Annotated in this window: 25 protein-coding genes and 1 riboswitch; of the genes, 20 read left to right on the forward strand and 5 right to left on the reverse strand. The window is 56.2% G+C overall.

From position 1 onward, the window contains the following. Positions 1-53 precede the first annotated feature (53 nt). Positions 54-1,343: a maltoporin gene (locus ABLV04_RS05800; protein ID WP_002884747.1), complete on the reverse strand. Its 1,290-nt coding sequence runs from the start codon at positions 1,341-1,343 to the stop codon at positions 54-56. Between the two features lie 85 nt (positions 1,344-1,428). Continuing rightward, positions 1,429-2,538, reverse strand: coding sequence for a maltose/maltodextrin ABC transporter ATP-binding protein MalK (malK, locus tag ABLV04_RS05805; protein WP_002884743.1), 1,110 nt, complete (start codon positions 2,536-2,538; stop codon positions 1,429-1,431). Between the two features lie 370 nt (positions 2,539-2,908). Between malK and malE the strand changes: the two genes are divergently transcribed. From malE to malG, 3 genes are all read left to right on the forward strand, one after another. Continuing rightward, the gene (gene malE, locus ABLV04_RS05810; RefSeq protein WP_004206285.1) at positions 2,909-4,099 is read left to right on the forward strand and encodes a maltose/maltodextrin ABC transporter substrate-binding protein MalE; all 1,191 of its coding nucleotides are present in this window, start codon (positions 2,909-2,911) and stop codon (positions 4,097-4,099) included. A 129-nt stretch (positions 4,100-4,228) separates the two neighbouring features. After that, positions 4,229-5,773, forward strand: coding sequence for a maltose ABC transporter permease MalF (gene malF / locus ABLV04_RS05815; protein ID WP_023291623.1), 1,545 nt, complete (start codon positions 4,229-4,231; stop codon positions 5,771-5,773). Positions 5,774-5,787: 14 nt separating this feature from the next. Continuing rightward, positions 5,788-6,678: a maltose ABC transporter permease MalG gene (malG, locus tag ABLV04_RS05820; RefSeq protein ID WP_002884725.1), complete on the forward strand. Its 891-nt coding sequence runs from the start codon at positions 5,788-5,790 to the stop codon at positions 6,676-6,678. Positions 6,679-6,871: 193 nt separating this feature from the next. Here malG and psiE read toward each other — a convergent pair whose 3' ends face one another. Continuing rightward, positions 6,872-7,282: a phosphate-starvation-inducible protein PsiE gene (gene psiE, locus ABLV04_RS05825; RefSeq protein ID WP_004206282.1), complete on the reverse strand. Its 411-nt coding sequence runs from the start codon at positions 7,280-7,282 to the stop codon at positions 6,872-6,874. Between the two features lie 370 nt (positions 7,283-7,652). Between psiE and ABLV04_RS05830 the strand changes: the two genes are divergently transcribed. The 6 genes from ABLV04_RS05830 (at position 7,653) to ABLV04_RS05855 (ending at position 11,530) form a co-directional block, all read left to right on the forward strand. Beyond that, positions 7,653-8,930, forward strand: a complete 1,278-nt coding sequence (locus tag ABLV04_RS05830) for an L-serine ammonia-lyase, iron-sulfur-dependent, subunit alpha (RefSeq protein WP_087826880.1) — start codon at positions 7,653-7,655, stop codon at positions 8,928-8,930. Between the two features lie 62 nt (positions 8,931-8,992). Then, positions 8,993-9,733, forward strand: a complete 741-nt coding sequence (locus ABLV04_RS05835) for an AzlC family ABC transporter permease (protein WP_180266237.1) — start codon at positions 8,993-8,995, stop codon at positions 9,731-9,733. Next, positions 9,726-10,046, forward strand: coding sequence for an AzlD domain-containing protein (locus ABLV04_RS05840; RefSeq protein WP_180266236.1), 321 nt, complete (start codon positions 9,726-9,728; stop codon positions 10,044-10,046). Before ABLV04_RS05835 ends, ABLV04_RS05840 begins: the two co-directional genes overlap by 8 nt. 20 nt (positions 10,047-10,066) lie before the next feature. Further along, positions 10,067-10,447, forward strand: coding sequence for a Rid family detoxifying hydrolase (locus ABLV04_RS05845; protein WP_047718378.1), 381 nt, complete (start codon positions 10,067-10,069; stop codon positions 10,445-10,447). A gap of 109 nt (positions 10,448-10,556) precedes the next feature. Beyond that, positions 10,557-11,066 (forward strand): GNAT family N-acetyltransferase, encoded by a 510-nt coding sequence (locus ABLV04_RS05850; protein ID WP_101977424.1) that lies wholly within the window; start codon positions 10,557-10,559, stop codon positions 11,064-11,066. An 8-nt stretch (positions 11,067-11,074) separates the two neighbouring features. Next, positions 11,075-11,530 (forward strand): acyltransferase, encoded by a 456-nt coding sequence (locus ABLV04_RS05855; protein ID WP_023291618.1) that lies wholly within the window; start codon positions 11,075-11,077, stop codon positions 11,528-11,530. 48 nt (positions 11,531-11,578) lie between these two features. Here ABLV04_RS05855 and pgi read toward each other — a convergent pair whose 3' ends face one another. Continuing rightward, a complete protein-coding gene (pgi, locus tag ABLV04_RS05860) occupies positions 11,579-13,228 on the reverse strand; it encodes a glucose-6-phosphate isomerase (RefSeq protein ID WP_023291617.1) in 1,650 nt (549 codons plus the stop codon). Between the two features lie 348 nt (positions 13,229-13,576). Continuing rightward, positions 13,577-13,812: riboswitch (Lysine riboswitch) on the forward strand. A gap of 179 nt (positions 13,813-13,991) precedes the next feature. Between pgi and lysC the strand changes: the two genes are divergently transcribed. The 3 genes from lysC to ABLV04_RS05875 all read left to right on the forward strand — a co-directional run bounded on the left by lysC (position 13,992) and on the right by ABLV04_RS05875 (position 16,798). Further along, on the forward strand, positions 13,992-15,341 hold the full coding sequence (gene lysC / locus ABLV04_RS05865; protein WP_032454552.1) for a lysine-sensitive aspartokinase 3: 1,350 nt from the start codon (positions 13,992-13,994) through the stop codon (positions 15,339-15,341). Positions 15,342-15,479: 138 nt separating this feature from the next. Continuing rightward, entirely contained in the window at positions 15,480-16,409 is a 930-nt protein-coding gene (panS, locus tag ABLV04_RS05870; RefSeq protein ID WP_023291615.1) for a ketopantoate/pantoate/pantothenate transporter PanS, read from the forward strand. Between the two features lie 116 nt (positions 16,410-16,525). Continuing rightward, positions 16,526-16,798 (forward strand): DUF3811 domain-containing protein, encoded by a 273-nt coding sequence (locus ABLV04_RS05875; protein ID WP_004177859.1) that lies wholly within the window; start codon positions 16,526-16,528, stop codon positions 16,796-16,798. On the opposite strand, the gene rluF is transcribed toward ABLV04_RS05875, so the two are convergent. Continuing rightward, the gene (gene rluF / locus ABLV04_RS05880; RefSeq protein ID WP_023291614.1) at positions 16,795-17,670 is read right to left on the reverse strand and encodes a 23S rRNA pseudouridine(2604) synthase RluF; all 876 of its coding nucleotides are present in this window, start codon (positions 17,668-17,670) and stop codon (positions 16,795-16,797) included. The genes ABLV04_RS05875 and rluF overlap by 4 nt on opposite strands. A 349-nt stretch (positions 17,671-18,019) precedes the next feature. Between rluF and ABLV04_RS05885 the strand changes: the two genes are divergently transcribed. The 8 genes from ABLV04_RS05885 to ABLV04_RS05920 all read left to right on the forward strand — a co-directional run bounded on the left by ABLV04_RS05885 (position 18,020) and on the right by ABLV04_RS05920 (position 24,570). Continuing rightward, a complete protein-coding gene (locus tag ABLV04_RS05885) occupies positions 18,020-18,967 on the forward strand; it encodes a sugar-binding transcriptional regulator (protein ID WP_002884616.1) in 948 nt (315 codons plus the stop codon). A gap of 70 nt (positions 18,968-19,037) precedes the next feature. Beyond that, positions 19,038-19,841: an SDR family oxidoreductase gene (locus tag ABLV04_RS05890; protein WP_044525122.1), complete on the forward strand. Its 804-nt coding sequence runs from the start codon at positions 19,038-19,040 to the stop codon at positions 19,839-19,841. Between the two features lie 9 nt (positions 19,842-19,850). Continuing rightward, complete coding sequence (locus ABLV04_RS05895) at positions 19,851-20,258, forward strand: mannose/fructose/sorbose PTS transporter subunit IIA (RefSeq protein WP_072413974.1); 408 nt, start codon at positions 19,851-19,853, stop codon at positions 20,256-20,258. Then, positions 20,258-20,752 (forward strand): mannose/fructose/sorbose PTS transporter subunit IIB, encoded by a 495-nt coding sequence (locus ABLV04_RS05900; protein ID WP_044525120.1) that lies wholly within the window; start codon positions 20,258-20,260, stop codon positions 20,750-20,752. Before ABLV04_RS05895 ends, ABLV04_RS05900 begins: the two co-directional genes overlap by 1 nt. A 65-nt stretch (positions 20,753-20,817) precedes the next feature. Further along, positions 20,818-21,627 (forward strand): PTS mannose/fructose/sorbose transporter subunit IIC, encoded by an 810-nt coding sequence (locus tag ABLV04_RS05905; RefSeq protein WP_032436572.1) that lies wholly within the window; start codon positions 20,818-20,820, stop codon positions 21,625-21,627. Positions 21,628-21,638: 11 nt separating this feature from the next. Beyond that, entirely contained in the window at positions 21,639-22,463 is an 825-nt protein-coding gene (locus ABLV04_RS05910) for a PTS system mannose/fructose/sorbose family transporter subunit IID (protein WP_002884590.1), read from the forward strand. Positions 22,464-22,535: 72 nt separating this feature from the next. Beyond that, positions 22,536-23,768, forward strand: coding sequence for an L-sorbose 1-phosphate reductase (sorE, locus tag ABLV04_RS05915; RefSeq protein WP_180266235.1), 1,233 nt, complete (start codon positions 22,536-22,538; stop codon positions 23,766-23,768). Next, positions 23,761-24,570: a shikimate 5-dehydrogenase gene (locus ABLV04_RS05920; protein ID WP_044525118.1), complete on the forward strand. Its 810-nt coding sequence runs from the start codon at positions 23,761-23,763 to the stop codon at positions 24,568-24,570. Before sorE ends, ABLV04_RS05920 begins: the two co-directional genes overlap by 8 nt. Positions 24,571-24,636: the final 66 nt, after the last annotated feature.

The raw sequence follows: 24,636 nt of genomic DNA on the forward strand, positions 1-24,636 counted from the left end.
TAGTCAGGAGGGGCCGATGCCCCTCCCAGGTTACACCCGTCCTGCGGACGGTATTACCACCACACTTCCATCTGGGCACCGAAGGTAACTTCGCTGTCGTCACCGCGGCTGGAGGTGAAAGCGCCGCTTCCGCTGCTGTCTTTCGTCTGCAGACCAGAGGTGTTGCTGTAGCCCCAGTTTTCATCCCACTTCGCGTAGGTTGCGAAGATACGGATAGCCGGACGAGACCAGACGCTGTTGCCTGCCTGCCACTGTTGAGCCAGAGTAATTTTGTACTGGTTGTTGTTTTCGCTGGTACGCTGAGATTTCACGTTGTCGTAACCGATTTCCAGCTGGGTGCTCATGATCGGCGTCCATTTGTACATCGGACGAACACCCACGGTGTACCAGGTGGAGCCGTTTTTGCTGTCCAGATCCACGTCCTGGTACATCGCAACGTACATCAGGCCCCAGTCATCGTTGAAGTCCATCGCGCCGTGATCCAGAACGCGGATCATGCTGCCGTTGTTATCGATGCTGGTTCCCTGAGAGTGGCCGCTGTTCCAGGAGGTCATTGCGTCAGTGGCGTACTGAACCACAAACTTGTTGAAGCCGCCCCAGATGGACTGAGTATGTTCACCGGTCCACATCCAGCCGTCTTTCGACGCGCCGTCTTCCAGGCGATAGTCATCCTGCGGGTTCGCACGGCCGTAATCGACGCCTAACTCCAGCACGCCGCCCGGGTTGGTTTCCAGGCCCGCCAGACGGATGTCAAAGACGTCGTTGGCAGTTTTCGCAGCATATTTCTTGGTGTCATCGCTGGAGAAAGTATAAGAGCCGCCGCTTTCTGAGTTACGGGTAGCGGCCAGAGAGAGCTTACCGAAGCCAAGGTCAACGTTTTCCAGACCTGCACCCGGGCCGGAGATATCCCAGTAGTAGAAGTCGATCATGTGAACGTCATGACGCTGATAGAAGCGTTTACCCGCCCACAGCGTGGAGCCCGGCAGCCAGTCGATCAGGTTTTTACCCTGGATGTTGGCTTCACGGAACGCCGGAGAGGTGCTTTCCCAGTCATCTTCCTGATTCACGGAATAGGCAACGTTAGTATCGAAATAAAAACTCTTATCTCCTTCCTTCCACAGCTCCTGGCCCAGCTTCAGTTCCGCATAGGTTTCACATTCGTTACCAAGACGGTATTTACTTTGAGCGCCGGTCGCTTTGAAGCACTGTTGCTCGCCGCCGCTGCCGGTCCAGCCAATGCCGGAACGCGCGTAGCCATGGAAATCGACAGCCAGCGCCTGAGCAGACATAACGCCTGCCGCGACGGCGACCGCCAGTGGAAGTTTGCGCAGAGTAATCATCATTCTATCTCCTGAGATCATTGCTTTTCTTTGCACGCTTCGCCGGTGTACCGCCAGCCGGGTTCGCGCCTTTTTTTAATGGGAAGCCTTACACGCCCGGCTCTTTATGCAGCCGACGACAAGCGGTGCCATCCTCACGGAATAAATGGCAACGTTCTGGCGGCAAACCGATAGCGAATGTGGCTCCCTCTTCTACCAACACCACGTCGTTCTGGCGGTAGACCAGGTTTTGACGGATGGCGGGGATCTGGATATGAATTTGCGTTTCGTGACCTAACTGCTCGACAACCTGAACCTCGCCTTCGAGGGTCACATCGGCGATATCGCTGGGCAGTAAATGCTCCGGGCGGATACCTAAGGACATGTTGGCGCCCGCCTGAACGTTGGCGCTGTCCACCGGTAGCCAGATTTGCTGACGGTTTGGCAGTTCAACCTGCACCTGATCGATAGCCGTCGCGGTAACTTTGACCGGCAGGAAGTTCATCTTCGGTGAACCGATAAAGCCGGCGACGAAGCGGTCAGCCGGATAGTGATAGAGTTCCAGCGGTTTCCCGACCTGCGCCACACGGCCGGCGTCGAGGACCACAATCTTGTCCGCGAGGGTCATCGCTTCCACCTGATCGTGGGTCACATAGATCATGGTGCGGCCCAGTCGCTTATGCAGACGGGAGATTTCGATACGCATCTGAACGCGCAGGGCGGCATCGAGGTTGGAGAGCGGCTCATCCAGCAGGAAGACGCTCGGCTCAGCCACCAGCGTACGGCCAATCGCCACACGCTGGCGCTGACCGCCGGAGAGGGCTTTCGGTTTACGCTCCAGCAGATGGGCCAGCTGCAGCACTTCCGCCACCTGGGTCACCCGCTGGTTAATCAGATCTTTTTTCGCGCCGGCCAGCTTCAGGCCAAACGACATATTTTCCGCAACGGAAAGGTGGGGATAGAGCGCATAAGACTGGAATACCATCCCAACGCCGCGTTCTGCCGGTGGGATCTCGTTCATGCGGGTGTCACCGATAAACAGGTCCCCGCTGGTAATAGTTTCTAACCCGGCAATCATACGCAGCAGGGTAGATTTGCCGCAGCCCGATGGCCCGACAAACACGACGAATTCCCCTTCGTGGATATCGAGATTGATATCTTTCGATACCACCACGTCACCCCAGGCTTTCGTTACATTTCGCAGCTGTACGCTCGCCATGCCCTTCTCCCTTCGTTACAACCTGTCACTAACAGTCACATTCAAGATGGGTCGACTATGCGGCATTCATTAGCCGGGCAAATCCTCCACCCCCCGGCTTTTTTATGGGGGAGGAGATGGGAGGATGAGAGATTGGCTCTCGCCGCGGGGGATGGCGGGCAGCGGGTGATTTCGTGATGGAGGCGACAAAATTGGGCGCTTTTTTCTGTGCTCCAGGACGCAATACGGCCGTTTTTGCAATGGAGATCACACAACCAGCGGGTGGGGCGTAGACCTGGGGAGGATGGAAAGGGGTTGTTAAAAAAGGAAACTCATCATCGTTAAGCCACCGAAGTGTATCCACGAGTACAACACCAAAAAGGACGGGTATATGAAAATCAAAACTGGCGCTCGCATCCTCGCGCTGTCGGCACTGACCACGATGATGTTTTCCGCCTCTGCCCTCGCGAAAATTGAAGAAGGTAAGCTGGTTATCTGGATTAACGGCGACAAAGGCTACAACGGCCTCGCTGAAGTGGGTAAAAAGTTTGAAAAAGACACCGGCATTAAAGTTTCTGTAGAACACCCGGACAAGCTGGAAGAGAAATTCCCGCAGGTTGCGGCGACCGGCGACGGCCCGGACATCATCTTCTGGGCGCATGACCGTTTCGGCGGCTACGCGCAGTCCGGCCTGCTGGCGGAAATCACCCCGGACAAAGCGTTCCAGGACAAACTCTATCCGTTCACCTGGGATGCCGTTCGCTATAACGGCAAACTGATCGCCTACCCGATCGCGGTGGAAGCGCTGTCCCTGATTTACAACAAAGACCTGGTGCCGAACCCGCCGAAGACCTGGGAAGAGATCCCGGCGCTGGATAAAGAACTGAAAGCGAAAGGTAAGAGCGCGCTGATGTTCAACCTGCAGGAACCGTACTTCACCTGGCCGCTGATCGCTGCCGACGGCGGATACGCGTTCAAGTTTGAAAACGGCAAGTACGATGTGAAAGACGTCGGCGTGGACAGCGCAGGCGCGAAAGCGGGCCTGACCTTCCTGGTTGACCTGATCAAGAACAAGCACATGAATGCCGATACCGATTACTCCATCGCGGAAGCGGCCTTCAACAAAGGTGAAACCGCGATGACCATCAACGGTCCGTGGGCGTGGTCTAACATCGATAAGAGCAAGGTTAACTACGGCGTGACCCTGCTGCCGACTTTTAAAGGCAAACCATCGAAACCGTTCGTTGGCGTGCTGAGCGCGGGGATCAACGCCGCCAGCCCGAACAAAGAGCTGGCGAAAGAGTTCCTCGAAAACTACCTGATGACCGATCAGGGTCTGGAATCCGTTAACAACGACAAACCGCTGGGTGCGGTGGCGCTGAAATCCTTCCAGGAAAAACTGGAAAAAGATCCGCGCATCGCTGCCACCATGGCGAACGCCCAGAAAGGCGAAATTATGCCTAACATCCCGCAGATGTCTGCCTTCTGGTATGCCGTTCGTACCGCGGTTATCAACGCCGCCAGCGGCCGTCAGACTGTCGATGCTGCGCTGAAGGATGCCCAGAGCCGTATCACTAAGTAATGCTGTAGCGCACGTGCCGGATGGCGGCATGAATGCCTTATCCGGCCTACACAATCCGTAGGCCGGATAAGCGCAGCGCCATCAGGCACTGACGCCGACAGATGTTTAACGCTGTAGAGGATGATCCCCATGGATGCCGTTAAAAAGAGACACTGGTGGCAAAGTCCGCAACTCACATGGTCTGTGATTGGCTTACTGTGCCTGCTGGTGGGTTACCTTGTTGTTTTGATGTACGCCCAGGGGGAGTACCTGTTCGCCATCATGACGCTGATTTTAAGCTCAGTTGGCCTGTATATTTTCGCTAATCGCAAGGCCTATGCCTGGCGCTATGTCTATCCCGGCCTCGCCGGCATGGGCCTGTTTGTCCTGTTTCCGCTGATCTGTACTATCGCTATCGCGTTCACCAACTACAGCAGCACCAACCAGCTGACCTTTGAGCGCGCGCAGCAGGTGCTGATGGATCGCTCCTTCCAGGCCGGCAAAGCCTATAACTTCACGCTGATCCCGGCAGGCGACGAGTGGAAGCTGGCCCTGACCGATGGCGAGAGCGGTAAAAACTACCTTTCCGATGCCTTTAAATTCGGCGGCGAGCAGAAGCTGGCGTTAAAAGAAACTGACGCCCTGCCGGAAGGCGAGCGCGCCAACCTGCGCGTCATTACCCAGAACCGCACCGCGCTGAACCAGCTGACCGCCGTACTGCCTGATGACAGCAAAGTGATCATGAGCTCGCTGCGCCAGTTCTCCGGCACCCAACCGCTGTATACGCTTGGCGAAAACGGCGAGCTGACCAACAATCAAACCCACGTCAAATACCGCCCGAACAACGACGTTGGTTTCTACCAGGCAATCAACGCCGACGGTAGCTGGGGCACAGAAAAGCTGAGCCCGGGCTACACCGTGACTATCGGCTGGGATAACTTTACCCGCGTCTTCCACGATGAAGGCATCCAGAAACCGTTCTTCGCCATCTTCGTCTGGACGGTGGTGTTCTCGGTTCTGACCGTGGTGCTGACCGTCGCGGTGGGGATGATCCTCGCCTGCCTGGTGCAGTGGGAAGCGCTGAAAGGCAAAGCGATTTACCGTGTCCTGCTGATTCTGCCGTATGCCGTACCGTCATTTATTTCGATTCTGATTTTCAAAGGCCTGTTCAACCAGAGCTTTGGTGAAATCAACATGATGCTCAGCGCGCTGTTCGGCATTAAACCGGCGTGGTTTAGCGACCCGACCACCGCGCGCACCATGATCATCATCGTCAACACCTGGCTGGGCTACCCGTACATGATGATCCTGTGCATGGGGCTGCTGAAGGCGATTCCGGACGATCTGTACGAAGCGTCGGCAATGGATGGCGCCGGCCCGTTCCAGAACTTCTTTAAAATTACCTTCCCGCTGCTGATTAAGCCGCTGACGCCGCTGATGATCGCCAGCTTCGCCTTTAACTTTAACAACTTCGTCCTGATTCAACTGTTGACCAACGGCGGTCCGGACCGTCTCGGCACCACCACCCCGGCCGGTTATACCGACCTGCTGGTGAGCTACACCTACCGTATCGCCTTTGAAGGCGGCGGCGGTCAGGACTTCGGCCTGGCGGCGGCTATCGCAACGCTTATCTTCCTGCTGGTTGGCGCGTTAGCGATTGTGAACCTGAAAGCCACACGCATGAAGTTTGATTAAGGGAGATAACGATAATGGCTATGGTCCAACCCAAATCGCAGAAGCTACGTTTATTTACCACGCATCTCCTGCTACTGATTTTTATCGCGGCGATTATGTTTCCGCTGCTGATGGTTATCGCTATCTCGCTGCGCGAAGGCAACTTCGCCACCGGCAGCCTGATCCCGGATACCATCTCCTGGGAACACTGGCGTCTGGCGTTAGGCTTCAGCGTCGAACACGCGGATGGCCGCGTCACGCCGCCGCCGTTCCCGGTCCTGCTGTGGCTGTGGAACTCGATTAAGGTCGCCGGGATTACCGCGATCGGCATCGTCGCCCTCTCCACCACCTGCGCCTACGCTTTTGCCCGTATGCGCTTCCCGGGGAAAGCGACCCTGCTGAAAGGGATGCTGATTTTCCAGATGTTCCCGGCGGTGCTGTCGCTGGTTGCCCTGTACGCGTTGTTTGACCGCCTGGGCCAGTACATCCCGTTCGTCGGCCTCAACACCCACGGCGGCGTGATCTTTGCCTACATGGGCGGTATCGCCCTGCACGTCTGGACGATTAAAGGCTACTTCGAAACCATCGATGGCTCGCTGGAAGAAGCGGCGGCGCTGGATGGCGCGACCCCATGGCAGGCGTTCCGCCTCGTGCTGCTGCCGCTGTCGGTGCCGATTCTGGCGGTGGTCTTTATTCTGTCGTTCATCGCCGCCATCACCGAAGTGCCGGTCGCCTCGCTGCTGCTGCGCGATGTGAACAGCTATACCCTGGCGGTAGGCATGCAACAGTATCTCAACCCGCAGAACTATCTGTGGGGCGATTTTGCCGCCGCGGCGGTACTCTCCGCCATCCCAATCACGGTAGTGTTCCTGCTGGCGCAGCGCTGGCTGGTGAACGGCCTGACGGCGGGTGGGGTGAAAGGTTAAGTTTTTTTTGTAACACCGGCCCCAAATTTCAGATGGGGGCCGACGGTCTAGCCGCAATACACGACCCCAACCGGGTATTGTCGCCGTCGCCCTCAGCTGAAAAAGTAAGGCCAATGCCACTGCTATCCTCAACTGGACCCTACATAAATTCTATTTGTGACTGTTGGTCAGCGGCCCTGGAGGCCGCTTTTTTTTATTCGCGTTTCAGGCGATTGGAGTTACACAGCCAGAGCGTAATCACCAGGATCAGGATCGCGGCGGAGTATATGAGCACCGCCATCGGCGATTCATGATCGATGATGATCAAACGCACAATCGCGGTGATGCCGATATAGACGAAATAGCGCAGCGGGAAGTGGAACCCCGACTGAAAATACTTGACGATCAGCGCGATAAATTCGAAGTAGAGAAAGTAGACCACCAGTCCTTCCACCAGCCGGTACTTACTGGTCGGCTCCGGGGTAAAGAGGACATCGGCCAGATGCAGCGTCTCTTTACCGAGGAAGACGATCAGGATAATCCCCAGGCACAGCAGCCCCAGATTCAAAACCGTTTGCATCGCAGTGGCGATAAAATTCACCAGTGGGCGATAAACCGACGACATATTCACACCTCATAATCAGTCCTTGTTGCGTCCGGTATAGCGCAAAAGTGTGATCCAGATCTACAGTTACCCCTCACCGCGTGGGCTTTCCACGTTTGCACCCTCAGGACAGGATTTCGGCAAAAGAGAAAAATCCCCTCCTTAACGGCGTGTGATCGACATAACTGAATCCCCTTTTTTGTATAAAACTATCCCTGCACAATCATTGTTAATCAATAAGTTAATTTACATACAGGCCTGCATGTTTAGATAAGGCTAAAAATAAAATTTTTCTCCAGACCTCAATAAATAAAGGGTTATTTGAGAAAGTTTTTTTCTGCCGATTCCCTTAGCATATTTCCTCATCATCTTACGTCCAGGAATCATAATAATGTCTGACCAAGCATCCTCACTTTTTATTCGCTGGCTACAGCGAGAAGTCGCACCAGCATTAGGTTGTACGGAACCTGTTGCTATTTCATTTACCACCGCTTACGCCGCGAAATATTTAGCGACACCCTGCGAAAAAATTAGCGGTTTTATTTCTGCCAACCTGTATAAAAACGCCACGGGCGTCACAATTCCCGGCACGACAGTTAATGGCGTCGCGCTGGCCGCCGCCATCGGCGCCTTTGGTGGCGATGCCGATAAGGGATTACAGACCCTGGCAGGCATTACTTCACAGCATGTGGAACAGGCACAAGCGCTGGTGGATGCCGGCCACGTTACTATTGACGTCCAGGATACGCCTGACTTTATTCATCTCGATCTCACCCTCAGCGCCGGTGACCAGACCTGTCGCGTCGTGGTAAAAGGCACGCATACCAATGTGGTCGAGTTATATATTAATGGCGAACAGCAACCATTACACGCCGGGGAAAATAGCGCCACAGCGCAGACTGAACTGCCAACTTTCTCTCTCCAGGAAGCGTATGACTTTATTATCTCCACGCCGGTTGAGAATATTACGTTTATTCTGGAAGCCGCCCGCCTCAATAGCGCACTGGCTGCAGAAGGCAAATCGAAAAAGTATGGGTTGAATATTAACGGAACATTCTCTGAAGCCGTTAAAAATGGTTTGTTAAGTAATGACTTAATGAGCGAGGTCATTATCAACACCGTCGCAGCTTCCGATGCGCGTATGGGCGGAGCCCCGGTGGTCGCCATGTCGAACTTCGGCTCTGGCAACCAGGGGATCGCAGCGACCATGCCGGTAGTTACCGTCGCCGAGCATCTGAATGCCGATGAAGAGACGCTCGCTCGCGCGCTGGCGCTCTCGCATCTGACGGCCATTTCCATCCATTCGCGCTATACCCGCCTGTCCGCACTGTGCGCGGCCTCCACCGCCGCCATGGGCGCCGCCGCCGGTATGGCATGGCTGTTTACCCGTAATATCGAAACCATCAACACCGCCATCATCAATATGATTAGCGATGTTACCGGCATGATTTGCGATGGCGCTTCCAACAGCTGCGCGATGAAGGTCTCCTCGGTGGTTTCCAGCGCCTTTAAATCTGTGTTGATGGCGATGCAAAACCGCTGCGCCAGCGCCAACGACGGCATTGTCTGCGCCGACGTCGAACAGTCGATTAATAACCTGTGCCGCCTCGTGATTAAGCCTATGGCGCAAACCGATAAAGAGATCATTCGCATTATGGTCAGCAAATAAGACCAGCCCTTTTGTACCCTACGCAATAATGATTTATTGCCTGCACCAACAGGTATTTTACGATGAATAAAAAAGTCATATTACGCGGCGCCAGCGCCATTATGCCCCTGTGCATCGGGGACTTTCCTTTCTCGTTCATTGTTGGCGCATTAAGCGTCAGCGCCGGCATGAGCGTCTGGCAAAGTACCGCGTGGTCGGCGATTGTGATTGCCGGTTCGGCGCAAATGCTGGCACTGAATATGTTAAAAACCGGTGCCACGCTCGGCGTGATTATTTTCACCACATTAATTATTAATCTTCGCCATGTGCTGTATAGCGCCTCTATTTCCGGCACTGTGCGCGAAGCCTCATTCTTTAAAAAATGCTTTATGTCCTATGCGCTCACCGACGAGGTGTATGCCACTACCGTCAAAGAGATGGAAGGAAATAAAAAGGAAAAATATCTGTTTTATGGTTCGGCGATGGTCACCTTCTGGGCGATTTGGGTGCTGGCCGATTTTCTTGGCGCGCTGGTCGGCGCCTCGTTTCCCCACATTGAGAAATACGGTCTCGATTTCGCCATGGTCGCCGCCTTTATCGCCATCGTGGTGCCGCAAATTAAAAGCCAGGCCTGCACCGTCGCCGCGGTAGTGGCCGCCGTTTCCGGCGTGCTGTTAGTGGTCCTGCCCTACTCGCTGGGTATCGTCGTCGCCTCCGTGCTCGGCGTCCTTGCCGGCCTGTGCGTCGACCTGGCGGAAGAGCGCAAGCAGATGGCAACAACCGAATCCAATATGCCGTTAGTGGAGGCGCTGGAAAATGAGTAATAGCTATTTTATCGCCCTGACGCTGGGCATGGCCGCGGTCACTTTTCTTATTCGTTTCTCGTTTATCGGACTGGCCGGCAAGATCCAGATGTCTGAGCGCGTGATCAAAACATTGCGCTTCGTGCCGGTCACCGTCCTGCCGGCCATCATCACAATTCAGATCCTGAGCGTGAATTCCAGCATGGAGTTCGACTTAAAAAACCCGAAGGTGATCGCCGCCATTATCTGTACGCTCGCCAGCTTCCGTTTAGGTCTGGTGTGGGTGGTGGTGAGCGGCGTCGGCTCGCTGGTGCTATTGAATTATTTTCTGTAACTGTTTGAAGGGGTAACCACATGATTATTACTACCGCTGACGCGCCCGCCGCGATTGGTCCGTACGTTCAGGGCGTCAATCTCGGCGCGATGACCCTCACCTCCGGCCAGCTGCCCATTAATCCGCAGGACGGCACCATGCCCGACGACATCGCCGAACAGGCGCGCCAGTCGCTGGAGAACGTGAAAGCCATCGTCGAAGCCGCCGGCCTCACCGTTGGTCAGATCGTCAAAACCACGGTGTTTGTGAAAGACCTGGCGGATTTTGCCGCCATCAATGCCGCCTACGAGGCCTTCTTTACCGAACATCAGGCGGCCTTTCCGGCGCGCTCCTGCGTGGAAGTGGCCAGGTTACCGAAAGACGCTGGCGTCGAAATCGAAGCGATCGCTTTCGCCCGTTAATCCCCCCGGCTGGAGGAAGAACCTCCAGCCCCTTCCCCACCGATTTTTGTCGTTCCACGTTGTTCATATTACAGGCACTATAGCCACTGAACGACCCGAGGAACGCAGCATGTTAACTATCCGAAAGGCATTGCCCGAGGACGCGCCACAACTGAGCGCGATGGGTTATGCCAGTTACCAGCACCACTTCGCCCATCTCTGGCGCAATGCCGATGAACTGGCGTTATTTCTTAAGCAAGAATATGCCGAAGATGCGCTACGTCGGAGTCTTACCGATGCCAACCATCATTGGCTCATCGCCGAAGCCGCCTCCCCCGTTGGTTTCGCTAAATATAGCTATCAGCAGCGAATGGCTGAAGATGGCACGATGGGTACGCTGCTGCATAAGCTCTACCTGATGCCGGGGGAGACTGGCCACCGCTACGGCGAGCAGATTTTTCACGCCGTCGAGACGCGAGCAAAAACGGCTGGCGAACGCTGGCTGTGGCTGGAAGTACTCGCCGCGAATCCCGCCGCGCGCCGTTTTTACGAACGCCAGGGGATGCAGCACATCAGAGACACGACTTTCCATTCCGCCAGCCAGCAAAGCACCTTACATATTCTGGCCAAACCGCTGTGAGAGGAACTATGCCTGAGCTTCGTGATACCGGCGTACGTAACGTCGTCTGTGGGAAAAATGTCGTTATTTATCAGCCCGCCAACCTGTACGACTGCACGCTGGGTGATAACGTCTTCGTTGGACCGTTCGTTGAGATCCAGGGGAATACCCGCATCGGCGCGGAGAGTAAAATCCAGTCGCATACCTTTATCTGCGAGTACGTCACCATTGGCCGGCGTTGTTTTATCGGTCACGGGGTGATGTTCGCCAACGACCTGTTTCGCGACGGCAAACCAAACGCCGACCGCGCCAGCTGGGGGCGGATTGAGATTGGCGATGACGTGTCGATCGGTAGCGGCGCCACGATTCTGGCCGTCAACATCTGCGACGGCGTGGTGATTGGCGCGGGCAGCGTGGTGACGAAGTCCATCACCGAGAAAGGCGTGTGGGCGGGGAATCCAGCCCGCCTGCTGCGGCGGCTGTAAAAAAAATGCCGACCATAAGGTCGGCATTCCGTCTTAACGGCACAAGCGTTATGCGCGCCAGGCTTTATAACGGTTAATCAGACCGTTAGTGGAGCTGTCGTGGCTGCTGACTTCGCTGCCGTCTTTCAGCTCCGGCAGGATGCGGTTAGCCAGCTGTTTGCCTAGCTCAACGCCCCACTGGTCGAAAGTGAAGATGTTAAGGATCGCGCCCTGGGTGAAGATTTTGTGCTCGTACAGAGCAATCAGCGCCCCGAGGCTGAACGGGGTGATCTCACGCAGCAGGATAGAGTTAGTCGGGCGGTTGCCTTCGAACACTTTGAACGGCACCACGTGCTCCAGGGTCGCCGGATCTTTACCCTGATCGCGATATTCCTGCTCCACCACTTCACGGGATTTACCGAAGGCCAGGGCCTCGGTCTGGGCGAAGAAGTTGGACAGCAGCTTCGGATGATGATCGGAGAGCGGGTTGTGGGTGATAGCCGGGGCGATGAAATCGCACGGTACCATTTTGGTGCCCTGATGGATCAGCTGGTAGAACGCGTGCTGACCGTTGGTGCCCGGCTCGCCCCAGATAATCGGGCCAGTCTGGTAGTCCACGGCGTGGCCGTTACGGTCGACATACTTACCATTGGACTCCATGTTGCCCTGCTGGAAGTAGGCGGCAAAACGGTGCATGTACTGGTCGTACGGCAGAATCGCTTCGGTTTCCGCACCGAAGAAGTTGTTGTACCAGATACCGATCAGCGCCAGCAGCACCGGCAGGTTTTTCTCCGCCGGGGTGGTGGAGAAGTGTTTATCCATCGCATGCGCGCCAGACAGCAGCTCAACGAAGTTGTCGAAGCCCACGGAGAGAATGATGGACAGGCCAATCGCCGACCACAGGGAGTAACGGCCGCCAACCCAGTCCCAGAATTCGAACATGTTGGCGGTGTCGATGCCGAACTCGCCAACCGCTTTCGCGTTGGTGGAGAGCGCCGCGAAGTGTTTAGCCACATGCTTGTCGTCGCCCGCGGTCGCCAGGAACCAGTCGCGCGCGCTGTGGGCGTTGGTCATGGTCTCCTGAGTGGTGAAGGTTTTGGACGCGACCAGGAACAGGGTGGTTTCCGGGTTGACGTTCTTCAGCACTTCGGCGATGTGGGTGCCATCGACGTTGGAGACAAAGTGCATGTTGAGGTGATTTTTATACGGACGCAGCGCTTCGGTGACCATGAACGGACCGAGGTCGGAGCCACCGATACCAATGTTGACCACGTCGGTGATCGGTTTGCCGGTGTAGCCTTTCCAGCTACCGGAGATAATCGCTTCAGAGAAGGCTTTCATCTTCTCCAGCACAGCGTTCACTTCCGGCATCACATCTTTGCCATCAACCACAATCGGCGTATTGCTGCGGTTGCGCAGCGCGACGTGGAGTACCGCACGATCTTCGGTGCGGTTGATCTTTTCACCGGAGAACATCGACTTGATGGCGCCTGCGAGATCGGTCTCTTTCGCCAGATCCTGCAGTTTAGCCAGCGTCTCTTCGGTGATGCGGTTTTTGGAGAAGTCCACCAGCATCAGATCGTCGAACGTCGCGGAAAACTTAGAAAAACGGTCGCTATCTTTGGCGAACAGCTCGCTGATAGTGACATCTTTCATTTCGTCGAAGTGTTTCTGTAATGCCTGCCAGGCAGAGGTCTGCGTTGGGTTGATGTTTTTCATTAGCAATACTCTTCTGATTTGAGATTGTGACTTCGGTCGATTGTAGCGCCGGTGACGGAAAATTGTGATGATTTTTGTGACTTGTCCCTGACGCCGGTCAGGAATCGGGTCAAAACGGAGTAAAAAGCCCCATTAGTATAGCTATCATAAGGCTTTTTTCTGTTAGCCGCAGGGGCATGAAAAATCCGCATAACCGCAGCGTTGACATAGCTGGCGTTAAGCCTTTATATATCCGCAGTGCTTACGTATTGTAAGTATCTATTGCTCGCGCATTTCACGCTACAGCGAAAGGGTATTCGCGGGGGATATAATGTCCTTATTCCCCCGGCCAGGTGAAAGACGTCGGTAATTGCCAGAAGAGGTGCGTTGCCCAGGTAACCGTATTGGAGGAACCAGTCCGGCGAAAATACGTGAGGGGGAGCAACGCCGAGGTGAAAGAGCGTCTGGTTACGCTCCTCACCGGCCACAGGGGCTGAATCCCCTGGGTTGTCACCAGAAACGTTCGCAGTCGGGCGTTTCATACCCGAACACTTCAGCGCCCAGAGCGGTGAGTCGGGTCTACAAGGTGGAGCACTTCTGGGTGACATCGTAGTTGTTTATCATTCTGCGCCACCCTGTTTATCGCTCTTCCCTTGTGCCATGGCTGAATAATTTGGCCTGGCTTATTAAGACATTTTGTTGCGATCCGGCGGCATCCAGCCCCTGCCAGGATCGGTGTTCAGGAATCGTTTTAATAAGTCAGGCCCCCTGACACGAGGTTGTTATGACAGATTTAGTCGTCGCCAAATTTGGCGGCACCAGCGTTGCTGATTTTGACGCGATGAACCGCAGCATCGATGTGGCGCTGCTCGATGCCAATACCCGTATTGTTGTGCTCTCCGCCTCTGCCGGCGTGACCAACATTCTGGTGGCCTTAGCGGAAGGGCTGGAACCCACCGAACGTTTTGCCCAGCTGGACGCTCTGCGCCAGATCCAGTTCAATATTCTGGAGCGTTTGCGCTATCCCAACGTGATCCGCGAAGAGATTGAGCGCCTGCTGGAAAATATCACCACGCTGGCGGAAGCCGCCGCGCTCGCCTCCTCTAGCGCGCTGACTGACGAACTGGTCAGCCATGGCGAACTGATGTCCACCCTGCTGTTTGTGGAGATTCTGCGCGAGCGCGGAATTCAGGCGCAGTGGTTTGACGCCCGTAAAGTGCTGCGCACTAACGATCGCTTTGGTCGCGCCGAACCGGATATCGCCGCCGTCGCCGAACTGACTCAGCAGCAGCTGACGCCGCGTCTGGCGGAAGGCCTGGTGGTGACGCAGGGCTTTATCGGCAGCGAAGCGAAAGGCCGCACCACCACCCTCGGCCGCGGCGGCAGCGACTATACCGCCGCTCTGCTCGGCGAAGCGCTGAATGCCACCCGCGTCGATATCTGGACCGATGTGCCCGGGATCTATACGACCGACCCGCGCGTCGCGCCTGCGGCGAAACGCATCGACGTCATCGCCTTTGAAGAGGCGGCGGAAATGGCCACCTTTGGCGCCAAAGTGCTGCACCCGGCGACCCTGCTGCCTGCCGTGCGCAGCGATATCCCGGTATTTGTCGGCTCCAGTAAAGAACCTAAAGCGGGCGGTACGCTGGTGTGTAAAACCACCGAGAACCCGCCGCTGTTCCGCGCGCTGGCGCTGCGTCGCCGCCAGACGCTGCTGACGCTGCACAGCCTGAATATGCTGCACTCCCGCGGCTTCCTCGCCGAAGTGTTCGGTATTCTGGCGCGCCATAACATCTCCGTCGATTTGATCACCACCTCCGAAGTGAGCGTGGCCCTGACCATGGACACCACTGGCTCAACCTCTGCGGGCGATACCCTGCTGACCCAGGCGCTGCTGACCGAGCTCTCCTCGCTGTGCCGCGTGGAAGTGGAAGAAGACCTGGCGCTGGTTGCCCTGATCGGCAACGAGCTGTCGAAAGCCTGCGGCGTCGGCAAAGAGGTGTTTGGCGTCCTTGATCCGTTTAACATCCGCATGATCTGCTATGGCGCGTCCAGCCACAATCTCTGCTTCCTGGTGCCTGGCGCCGATGCGGAGAAGGTGGTGCAGACGTTGCATCATAATTTGTTTGAATAAAATTCCTTAGCACGATAAACAATACCTATAGCCGGGCTCGAACCCGGCTTTTTTATAACAACATCAACACAACCAGCTGACCTGCTCGCCGCCCTACCGGGACGGCGCGGCCGGTTTGCGTATCGCAAGGAACACAACATGCTCGCAACTCTGACGCGGCTGTTCCCGTTATGGGCACTGCTGCTCTCCGTTCTGGCCTATTACACACCCACCACCTTCACCCCGATCGGCCCGTGGGTTACCACCCTGCTGATGCTGATTATGTTCGGTATGGGGGTACATCTGAAGCTGGCGGATTTCAAACGCGTCCTGTCGCGTCCGGCGCCGGTCGCCGCAGGGATATTTCTGCACTATCTGGTGATGCCGCTCGCCGCCTGGCTGCTGGCGCTGCTGTTTCATATGCCGCCGGAGCTCTCCGCCGGGATGGTGCTGGTGGGCAGCGTCGCCAGCGGGACGGCCTCCAACGTGATGATCTTTCTGGCCAAAGGGGATGTGGCCCTGTCGGTGACCATCTCCTCGGTCTCCACCCTGGTCGGCGTCATCGCGACGCCGCTGCTGACCCGTCTGTACGTCGACGCGCACATTCAGGTCGACGTCATGGGGATGTTGCTGAGCATTCTGCAGATTGTGGTCATTCCCATCGCCCTGGGGCTGATTGTCCATCATCTGCTGCCGAAGGTGGTGAAAGCGGTGGAGCCGTTCCTGCCCGCTTTCTCGATGGTGTGCATTTTGGCGATCATCAGCGCGGTGGTGGCGGGTTCCGCGGCCCATATCGCGTCCGTCGGCCTGGTGGTGATTATCGCAGTGATCCTGCATAACACCATTGGCCTGCTCGGCGGCTACTGGGGCGGACGTCTGTTTGGTTTTGATGAATCCACCTGCCGTACGCTGGCGATCGAGGTGGGGATGCAGAACTCCGGCCTGGCGGCCGCGCTGGGTAAAATTTACTTCGGCCCGCTGGCGGCGCTGCCGGGAGCCCTGTTCTCCGTCTGGCATAACCTGTCCGGTTCGCTGCTGGCCGGATACTGGTCAGGGAAGCCCATCGCCAAAAAAACCAGCAAGCGCTGAGCGTGACACGTCCGGGCGCCGGCCCGGACGTGTGCCTGCTTTAGTTGCCATACAGGCTATCAGTAAAATATTCATTGCCGTACACTGGGTGCTCTGGTCTGACTGAGGGCACCACCATGGCACTCCCCCGTATTACACAAAAAGAGATGACCGAGCGCGAACAGCGCGAATTGAAAACGCTGCTTGACCGCGCGCGCATTGCGCACGGCCGCCCGCTGAGCAATGCGGAAACGAACAGCGTAAAAAAGGAATATATCGATAAGCTGATGGCCCAGCGTGAAGCGGAAGCGAAGAAAGCCCGCCAGGTGAAAAAACAGCAGGCTTATAAGACGGATAAGGAAGCGACCTTTTCCTGGTCGGCGAATACGCCGACCCGCGGCAGGCGTTAACGCCCTTTCTTTTTACGTCCCGGCTGGGTGAAACGCTTGCCGTTGCCAGCCGGGCGGCCCTTATCGTTGCTATTTTCCATCTTCACCACCGGGCGCTTGATGCCGGGGGTCGCCGCTTTGGCCTTCGGCTTAGCTTTCGGCTTCGCTTCGGAAGAAGAGTTTTCAATCAGCTTGAACAGATCGATCAGCTCGTCATCGGTCAGATCGCGCCACTCACCCAGCGGGATCCCCGTCAGGCTGACGTTCATAATCCGCGTACGCTCAAGCTTCGTCACTTCATAGCCAAAGTGCTCGCACATGCGACGGATCTGGCGATTCAGCCCCTGCACCAGAGTGATGCGGAAAACGAACGGCGCTTCTTTCTTTACCTTACATTTTTTGGTCACGGTCCCGAGAATCGGTACCCCCGCGCCCATGCCGCGAATGAACTCATCGGTCACCGGCTTATCGACCGTAACCAGATACTCTTTTTCGTGGTCGTTGCCGGCGCGCAGGATCTTATTCACCAGGTCGCCGTGATTGGTGAGGAAGATCAGCCCCTGGGAGTCTTTATCCAGACGGCCGATAGGGAAGATACGCTTGCTGTGGTTGACGAAATCGACAATGTTGTCGCGCTCGCCGTCCTCCGTGGTGCTCACAATGCCGACCGGCTTATTCAGCGCAATCAGCACCAGATCATCCGCTTCGCGCGGCTCAATCAACCGTCCGTTAACTTTGACCAGGTCGCCAGGCTTCACCTGATCGCCAATCGTGGCGCGTTTGCCATTGATAAAGACGTTGCCTTGTTCAATAAAGCGGTCCGCTTCGCGACGCGAGCAGATGCCGCTTTCACTGATGTATTTGTTTAATCGGGTTGATGAGTCGGGCAGCATAGATTCTCCTGTAAAAGCGAAATATACCCTACCTTGCGGGCGAGAAAAAAGATGTGCCTTTGCGCCCTCCGGCGCAAGGTGTGATCGACTACGCCTTTTTTCACAAAAGTGTCTCGCTCAACGCCTGGCAACTTTGCATGATGAAATATCACAGAATCAGCGAGTTAGCGTGCAATGCACAAAGGTGCCAACAACCAGCTATTGATAACGCAAATGTGCAAGATTATTCGCCAGATTAGGGTGATGAAATAAAAGAAAATCGCTTTAAACGGTGGCTCTAATAGGGTTATATCAGATCAACAGCACAAACCCGCGATTTGCACAAATGTGCAGGAGTCTGCAGATGACCATGGAAAACAGCGATGATATCCGGTTGATTGTCAAAATCGCCCAGCTCTATTACGAGCAGGATATGACTCAGGCGCAAATTGCTCGCGAGCTGGGGATCTATCGCACCACCATCAGTCGCCTGCTGAAGCGCGGCCGCGAGCAGGGCATTGTTACCATCGCCATCAACTATGACTACAATGAAAACCTGTGGCTCGAGCAACAGCTCAAGCAAAAATTTGGCCTGAAAGAGGCGGTGGTTGCCAGTAGCGATGGGCTGCTGGAAGAAGAACAGCTGAGTGCGATGGGCCAGCATGGCGCCCTGCTTGTCGACCGATTGCTGGAGCCAGGCGATATCATCGGTTTTTCATGGGGCCGCGCCGTGCGTTCGCTGGTGGAGAACCTGCCGCAGGCCAGCCAGTCACGCCAGGTGATCTGTGTCCCCATCATCGGTGGTCCTTCCGGTAAACTGGAGAGCCGCTACCATGTGAACACTTTAACCTACGGCGCGGCAGCCAGGCTGAAAGCGGAATCCCACCTTGCCGATTTTCCAGCCCTGCTGGATAACCCGCTGATCCGCAACGGCATCATGCAGTCCCAGCATTTTAAAACCATCTCATCCTACTGGGACAGCCTGGATGTGGCGCTGGTGGGTATTGGTTCACCGGCCATTCGCGACGGCGCAAACTGGCATGCCTTCTACGGCAGCGAAGAGAGCGACGATCTCAACGCCCGCCACGTCGCCGGGGATATCTGCTCGCGTTTCTACGATATTAACGGCGGGTTAGTCGATACCAATATGAGCGAAAAAACCCTGTCGATCGAAATGGCGAAGCTGCGCCAGGCTCGCTATTCCATCGGCATCGCCATGGGTGAAGAGAAATACTCTGGCATTCTTGGCGCATTGCACGGACGCTATATTAATTGTCTGGTGACAAACAGAGAAACGGCTGAGTTATTACTGAAATAACACACAGGATATGATTTCACGCAGCACCCGCTGCGGGGGATCCCTTTATCTAAAGAAATGGGAGTAAATAATGAATACATGGTTAAATTTAAAAGATAACGTCATTATCGTGACCGGCGGCGCCTCGGGAATTGGGCTGGCCATTGTCGATGAATTATTATCACAAGGTGCTCATGTCCAGATGATTGATATTCATGGCGGCGATCGTCATCACAATGGCGATAATTATCACTTCTGGCCGACGGATATTTCCAGCGCGACAGAGGTGCAACAGACTATCGATGCCATTATTCAGCGCTGGTCGCGAATTGATGGTTTGGTCAATAACGCCGGCGTGAATTTCCCGCGTTTATTAGTCGACGAAAAAGCACCGGCCGGCCGCTATGAATTAAACGAAGCCGCTTTTGAAAAAATGGTCAATATCAACCAGAAAGGGGTGTTTTTCATGTCGCAGGCGGTGGCGCGTCAAATGATCAAACAGCGCGCCGGTGTGATTGTCAATGTCTCTTCGGAGAGCGGCCTGGAAGGCTCTGAAGGTCAAAGCTGCTACGCCGCGACCAAGGCCGCGCTCAACAGTTTTACCCGCTCCTGGTCCAAAGAATTGGGTAAATATGGGATCCGCGTGGTCGGCGTTGCGCCGGGGATCCTCGAAAAAACCGGCCTGCGGACACCGGAATATGAAGAGGCGCTGGCCTGGACGCGCAATATCACCGTCGAGCAACTTCGCGAGGGATATACCAAAAACGCCATTCCCATCGGGCGGGCAGGAAAGCTCTCGGAAGTGGCTGATTTTGTTTGCTATCTCTTGTCAGCGCGCGCCAGCTACATCACCGGAGTCACCACTAACATTGCCGGCGGAAAAACGCGCGGTTAAGGAGGCAGTATGGTTCACGCTATCTTCTGCGCCCACGGCCAGCTGGCCGGGGCCATGCTTGATTCGGTACGCATGGTCTACGGCGAGGTTAACGTCAGCGCCGTCGCGTTTGTCCCCGGCGAAAACGCGGCGGATATCGCCATTAACCTGGAAAAGTTAGTAAGCGCCCACACCGATGGGGAGTGGGTAATCGCGGTAGATTTGCAGTGCGGAAGCCCATGGAATGCCGCAGCCGGGCTGGCAATGCGTCACCCGCAGATCCGGGTGATTAGCGGCCTGTCGCTACCGCTGGCGCTCGAGCTGGTGGATAACCAGCATACCCTGAGCGCCGATGACTTATGCCAGCATCTGCAGGCCATCGCCAGTCAGTGCTGTGTGGTCTGGCAGCAGCCAGAAACCGTTGAGGAGGAGTTCTGATGCAAATTACCCTCGCCCGTATTGATGACCGACTGATTCATGGCCAGGTTACCACCGTGTGGTCAAAAGTCGCCAACGCCCAGCGGATAATTATCTGCAATGACGATGTATTTAACGATGAGGTTCGCCGGACCCTGTTGCGCCAGGCGGCTCCGCCAGGCATGAAGGTAAACGTTGTCAGTCTGGAAAAAGCGGTTGCGGTCTATCATAACCCGCAATATCAGGACGAGACCGTCTTTTATTTATTTACCAATCCACACGATGTTTTAATGATGGTGCGCCAGGGCGTGCAGATCGCCACGTTAAATATTGGTGGCATGGCCTGGCGACCCGGGAAAAAACAGCTAACCAAAGCCGTTTCTTTGGATCCGCAGGATATTCAGGCATTCCGTGAACTCGATAAACTGGGCGTAAAACTCGATTTACGCGTGGTCGCATCAGATCCGTCAGTCAATATTCTCGACAAAATTAACGAAACAGCTTTCTGCGAATAAAAAATAGCGCCTGTTGTGATATGCCGTAGCAGGCAGGATGACTCACACCTTAAAGGTCATAAATTATGGAAATTAGTACCCTACAGATAATAGCCATATTTATTTTTTCCTGTATTGCCGGAATGGGCAGCGTGCTGGATGAATTTCAGACCCATCGGCCCCTTATCGCCTGTACCGTGATTGGCCTCATCCTGGGTGATTTAAAAACCGGGGTTATGCTCGGCGGTACGCTGGAGCTGATCGCCCTCGGCTGGATGAACGTGGGGGCAGCGCAGTCGCCAGATTCGGCGCTGGCCAGCATTATCTCCGCCATTCTGGTGATTGTGGGCCACCAGAGCATTGCCACCGGTATCGCCATTGCTCTGCCGGTGGCCGCCGCCGGGCAGGTGCTGACCGTTTTCGCCCGTACCATTACCGTGGTGTTCCAGCACGCCGCGGACAAAGCGGCCGAGGAGGCGCGCTTTCGCACAATCGACCTGCTGCATGTCTCCGCACTGGGGGTGCAGGCACTGCGCGTGGCAATCCCGGCGCTGGTGGTCTCGCTGTTCGTTAGCGCGGATATGGTCAGCAGTATGCTCAGCGCGATCCCGGAATTCGTCACCCGCGGCCTGCAGATTGCCGGTGGTTTCATTGTCGTCGTGGGCTACGCGATGGTGCTGCGAATGATGGGTGTGAAGTACCTGATGCCCTTCTTTTTCCTCGGTTTTCTCGCCGGGGGTTATCTCGACTTCAGTCTGCTGGCCTTCGGCGGCGTGGGCGTCATCATCGCGCTGATCTACATCCAGCTCAATCCACAGTGGCGTAAGGCTGAACCCGCCGCCTCCACTGCCCCCTCTGCCCCCTCTGCCCCCGCCCTTGACCAGCTTGACGACTAATGGAGCCGAAAATGGAACAGAAAAAAATCACGCAAGGCGACCTGGTGAGCATGTTTCTCCGCTCCAACCTCCAGCAGGCCTCCTTTAACTTCGAACGTATTCATGGCCTGGGATTTTGCTACGACATGATCCCGGCGATCAAACGCCTGTATCCGCTCAAAGCCGATCAGGTCGCGGCGCTGAAGCGTCATCTGGTGTTCTTTAATACCACGCCGGCGGTGTGTGGCCCGGTGATCGGCGTCACCGCCGCCATGGAGGAGGCCCGGGCTAACGGCGCGGCCATTGACGATGGCGCTATCAACGGCATCAAAGTGGGTCTGATGGGCCCGCTGGCCGGCGTCGGCGACCCGCTGGTCTGGGGCACGCTGCGGCCGATTACCGCGGCCCTTGGCGCCTCGCTGGCCCTCTCCGGAAATATTCTGGGACCTTTGTTATTTTTCTTTATTTTCAATGCAGTGCGGCTGGCAATGAAGTGGTACGGCCTGCAACTGGGCTTCCGTAAAGGGGTCAATATCGTCAGCGATATGGGCGGTAACCTGCTGCAGAAGCTGACCGAAGGCGCCTCCATTCTCGGCCTGTTTGTCATGGGGGTGCTGGTGACCAAATGGACCACCATCAATGTGCCGCTGGTGGTGTCCCAAACGCCCGGTGCAGACGGCGCCACCGTCACGATGACCGTCCAGAACATCCTCGATCAGCTCTGCCCCGGCCTGCTGGCGCTGGGCCTGACGCTACTGATGGTGCGTCTGCTGAACAAGAAAGTGAATCCGGTCTGGCTGATTTTCGCCCTTTTCGGCTTAGGCATTATCGGCAACGCCCTCGGCTTTCTGTCCTGATTATTCCGCCCCGGCGATGCCGGGGTGACGTCAACAACATAGCCCCGAAAGATGAAGGGGATGAGGTGGTTTATGCAAACAACAACGGCTCTGCGCCTGTATGGCAAACGTGACCTGCGCCTGGAAACCTTTACCCTCCCGGCGATGCAGGACGATGAGATCCTCGCCCGGGTGGTCACTGACAGCCTGTGCCTTTCTTCATGGAAAGAGGCCAATCAGGGTGCCGATCATAAAAAGGTGCCTGATGATGTGGCCACCAGGCCTATTATTATCGGCCATGAATTCTGCGGCGAAATCCTTGCCGTCGGTAAAAAGTGGCAGCATAAGTTTCAGCCGGGGCAGCGCTACGTGATCCAGGCCAACCTGCAGTTGCCCGACCGACCCGACTGCCCCGGCTACTCATTCCCATGGATCGGTGGCGAAGCCACGCATGTGGTGATCCCCAATGAGGTGATGGCGCAGGATTGCCTGCTCACCTGGGAGGGGGATACCTGGTTTGAAGGATCGCTGGTGGAGCCGCTCTCCTGCGTCATTGGCGCCTTCAACGCCAACTATCATCTGCAGGAGGGGAGTTACAACCACGTGATGGGGATCCGTCCTCAGGGACGCACCCTGATCCTGGGCGGGACGGGGCCGATGGGGCTGCTGGCCATCGACTATGCGCTGCACGGCCCCATCAATCCTTCACTACTGGTAGTGACCGATACCAATAAGCCGAAGCTCAGCTACGCCCGCCGTCATTACCCCTCTGAGCCGCAGACGCTGATCCACTACCTCGACGGCCATGAGGCCAGTCGCGATACGCTGCTGGCGCTCAGCGGCGGCCATGGCTTCGACGATATCTTCGTGTTTGTGCCAAACGAACAGCTGATCACCCTGGCCTCCTCGTTGCTGGCCCCGGACGGCTGCCTGAATTTCTTTGCTGGCCCCCAGGATAAGCAATTCAGCGCCCCGATCAACTTCTACGACGTGCACTACGCCTTTACCCACTACGTCGGCACCTCCGGCGGTAATACTGACGATATGCGCGCCGCGGTGGCGCTGATGCAGGCGAAAAAGGTCCAGACGGCGAAAGTGGTCACCCATATTCTCGGCCTGAACGCTGCGGGCGAAACCACCCTCGATCTGCCTGCCATCGGCGGGGGAAAAAAGCTGGTGTATACCGGAAAAGCCTTCCCGCTCACGCCGCTGGGCGAGATCGCCGATCCCGAACTGGCAGCGATTGTGTCGCGTCACCATGGGATCTGGTCCCAGGAGGCTGAAGCGTATCTGCTGGCCCACGCGGAGGATATTATGCATGATTAACCGCGATACGCTGTTGTGCATCTCCCTGGCGGGTCGCCCCGGCAACTTCGGCACCCGCTTTCATAACTATCTGTATGACAAGCTGGGGTTGAACTACCTCTACAAAGCCTTTACGACTAAGGATATTGAGGCGGCGGTAAAAGGGGTTCGCGCATTGGGTATCCGCGGCTGTGCGGTCTCCATGCCGTTTAAAGAGAGCTGCATACCGTTTCTTGACGCTATCGATCCGTCGGCAAAAGTCATCGACTCCGTCAACACCATCGTCAATGACGACGGGAAGTTAACTGGGCTGAACACCGATTACATCGCGGTCAAAAGCCTGATCGCCAGCCATCGGCTCGATACCAACGCCAGAGTGATGATTCAGGGTAGCGGCGGCATGGGGAAAGCCGTCATTGCCGCCTTCCGTGATGCCGGTTTCCGTGACGTGATCATTGCGGCCCGCAATCGCCAGCGCGGCCTGGCGCTGGCAAAACAGTATGGCTTTCAGTGGCAGCCCCTGCCGGAAGGGATCGCAGCCGAGATTCTGGTCAATGTCACACCGCTGGGCATGGCGGGGGGAGCGGAAAGCAACACGCTGGCGTTCAGCGAGGCCATGGTGGCCCAGGCCAGCGTCGTGTTTGACGTGGTCGCGTTGCCGGCGGAAACCCCGCTGATCCGCCTGGCGCAACAACGGGGTAAGCAAACCATCAGCGGTGCGGAAGTCATTGCCCTGCAAGCCGTCGAGCAGTTCGCCCTTTATACCGGCGTACGACCGGATAACGTGCTGGTGGCAGAGGCCTCGGCGTTTGCCAGAAGCTAGGATGTCCCTCCCGGGAAGGCGTCAGCCACGTCCCGGGAGGGCTACCTCGCCAGAAAAGAAGCGACA

The sequence above is a fragment of the Klebsiella sp. JN_Kp127 genome (genome assembly GCF_040062505.1).
In the GTDB taxonomy this organism is placed as follows: domain Bacteria; phylum Pseudomonadota; class Gammaproteobacteria; order Enterobacterales; family Enterobacteriaceae; genus Klebsiella; species Klebsiella quasipneumoniae.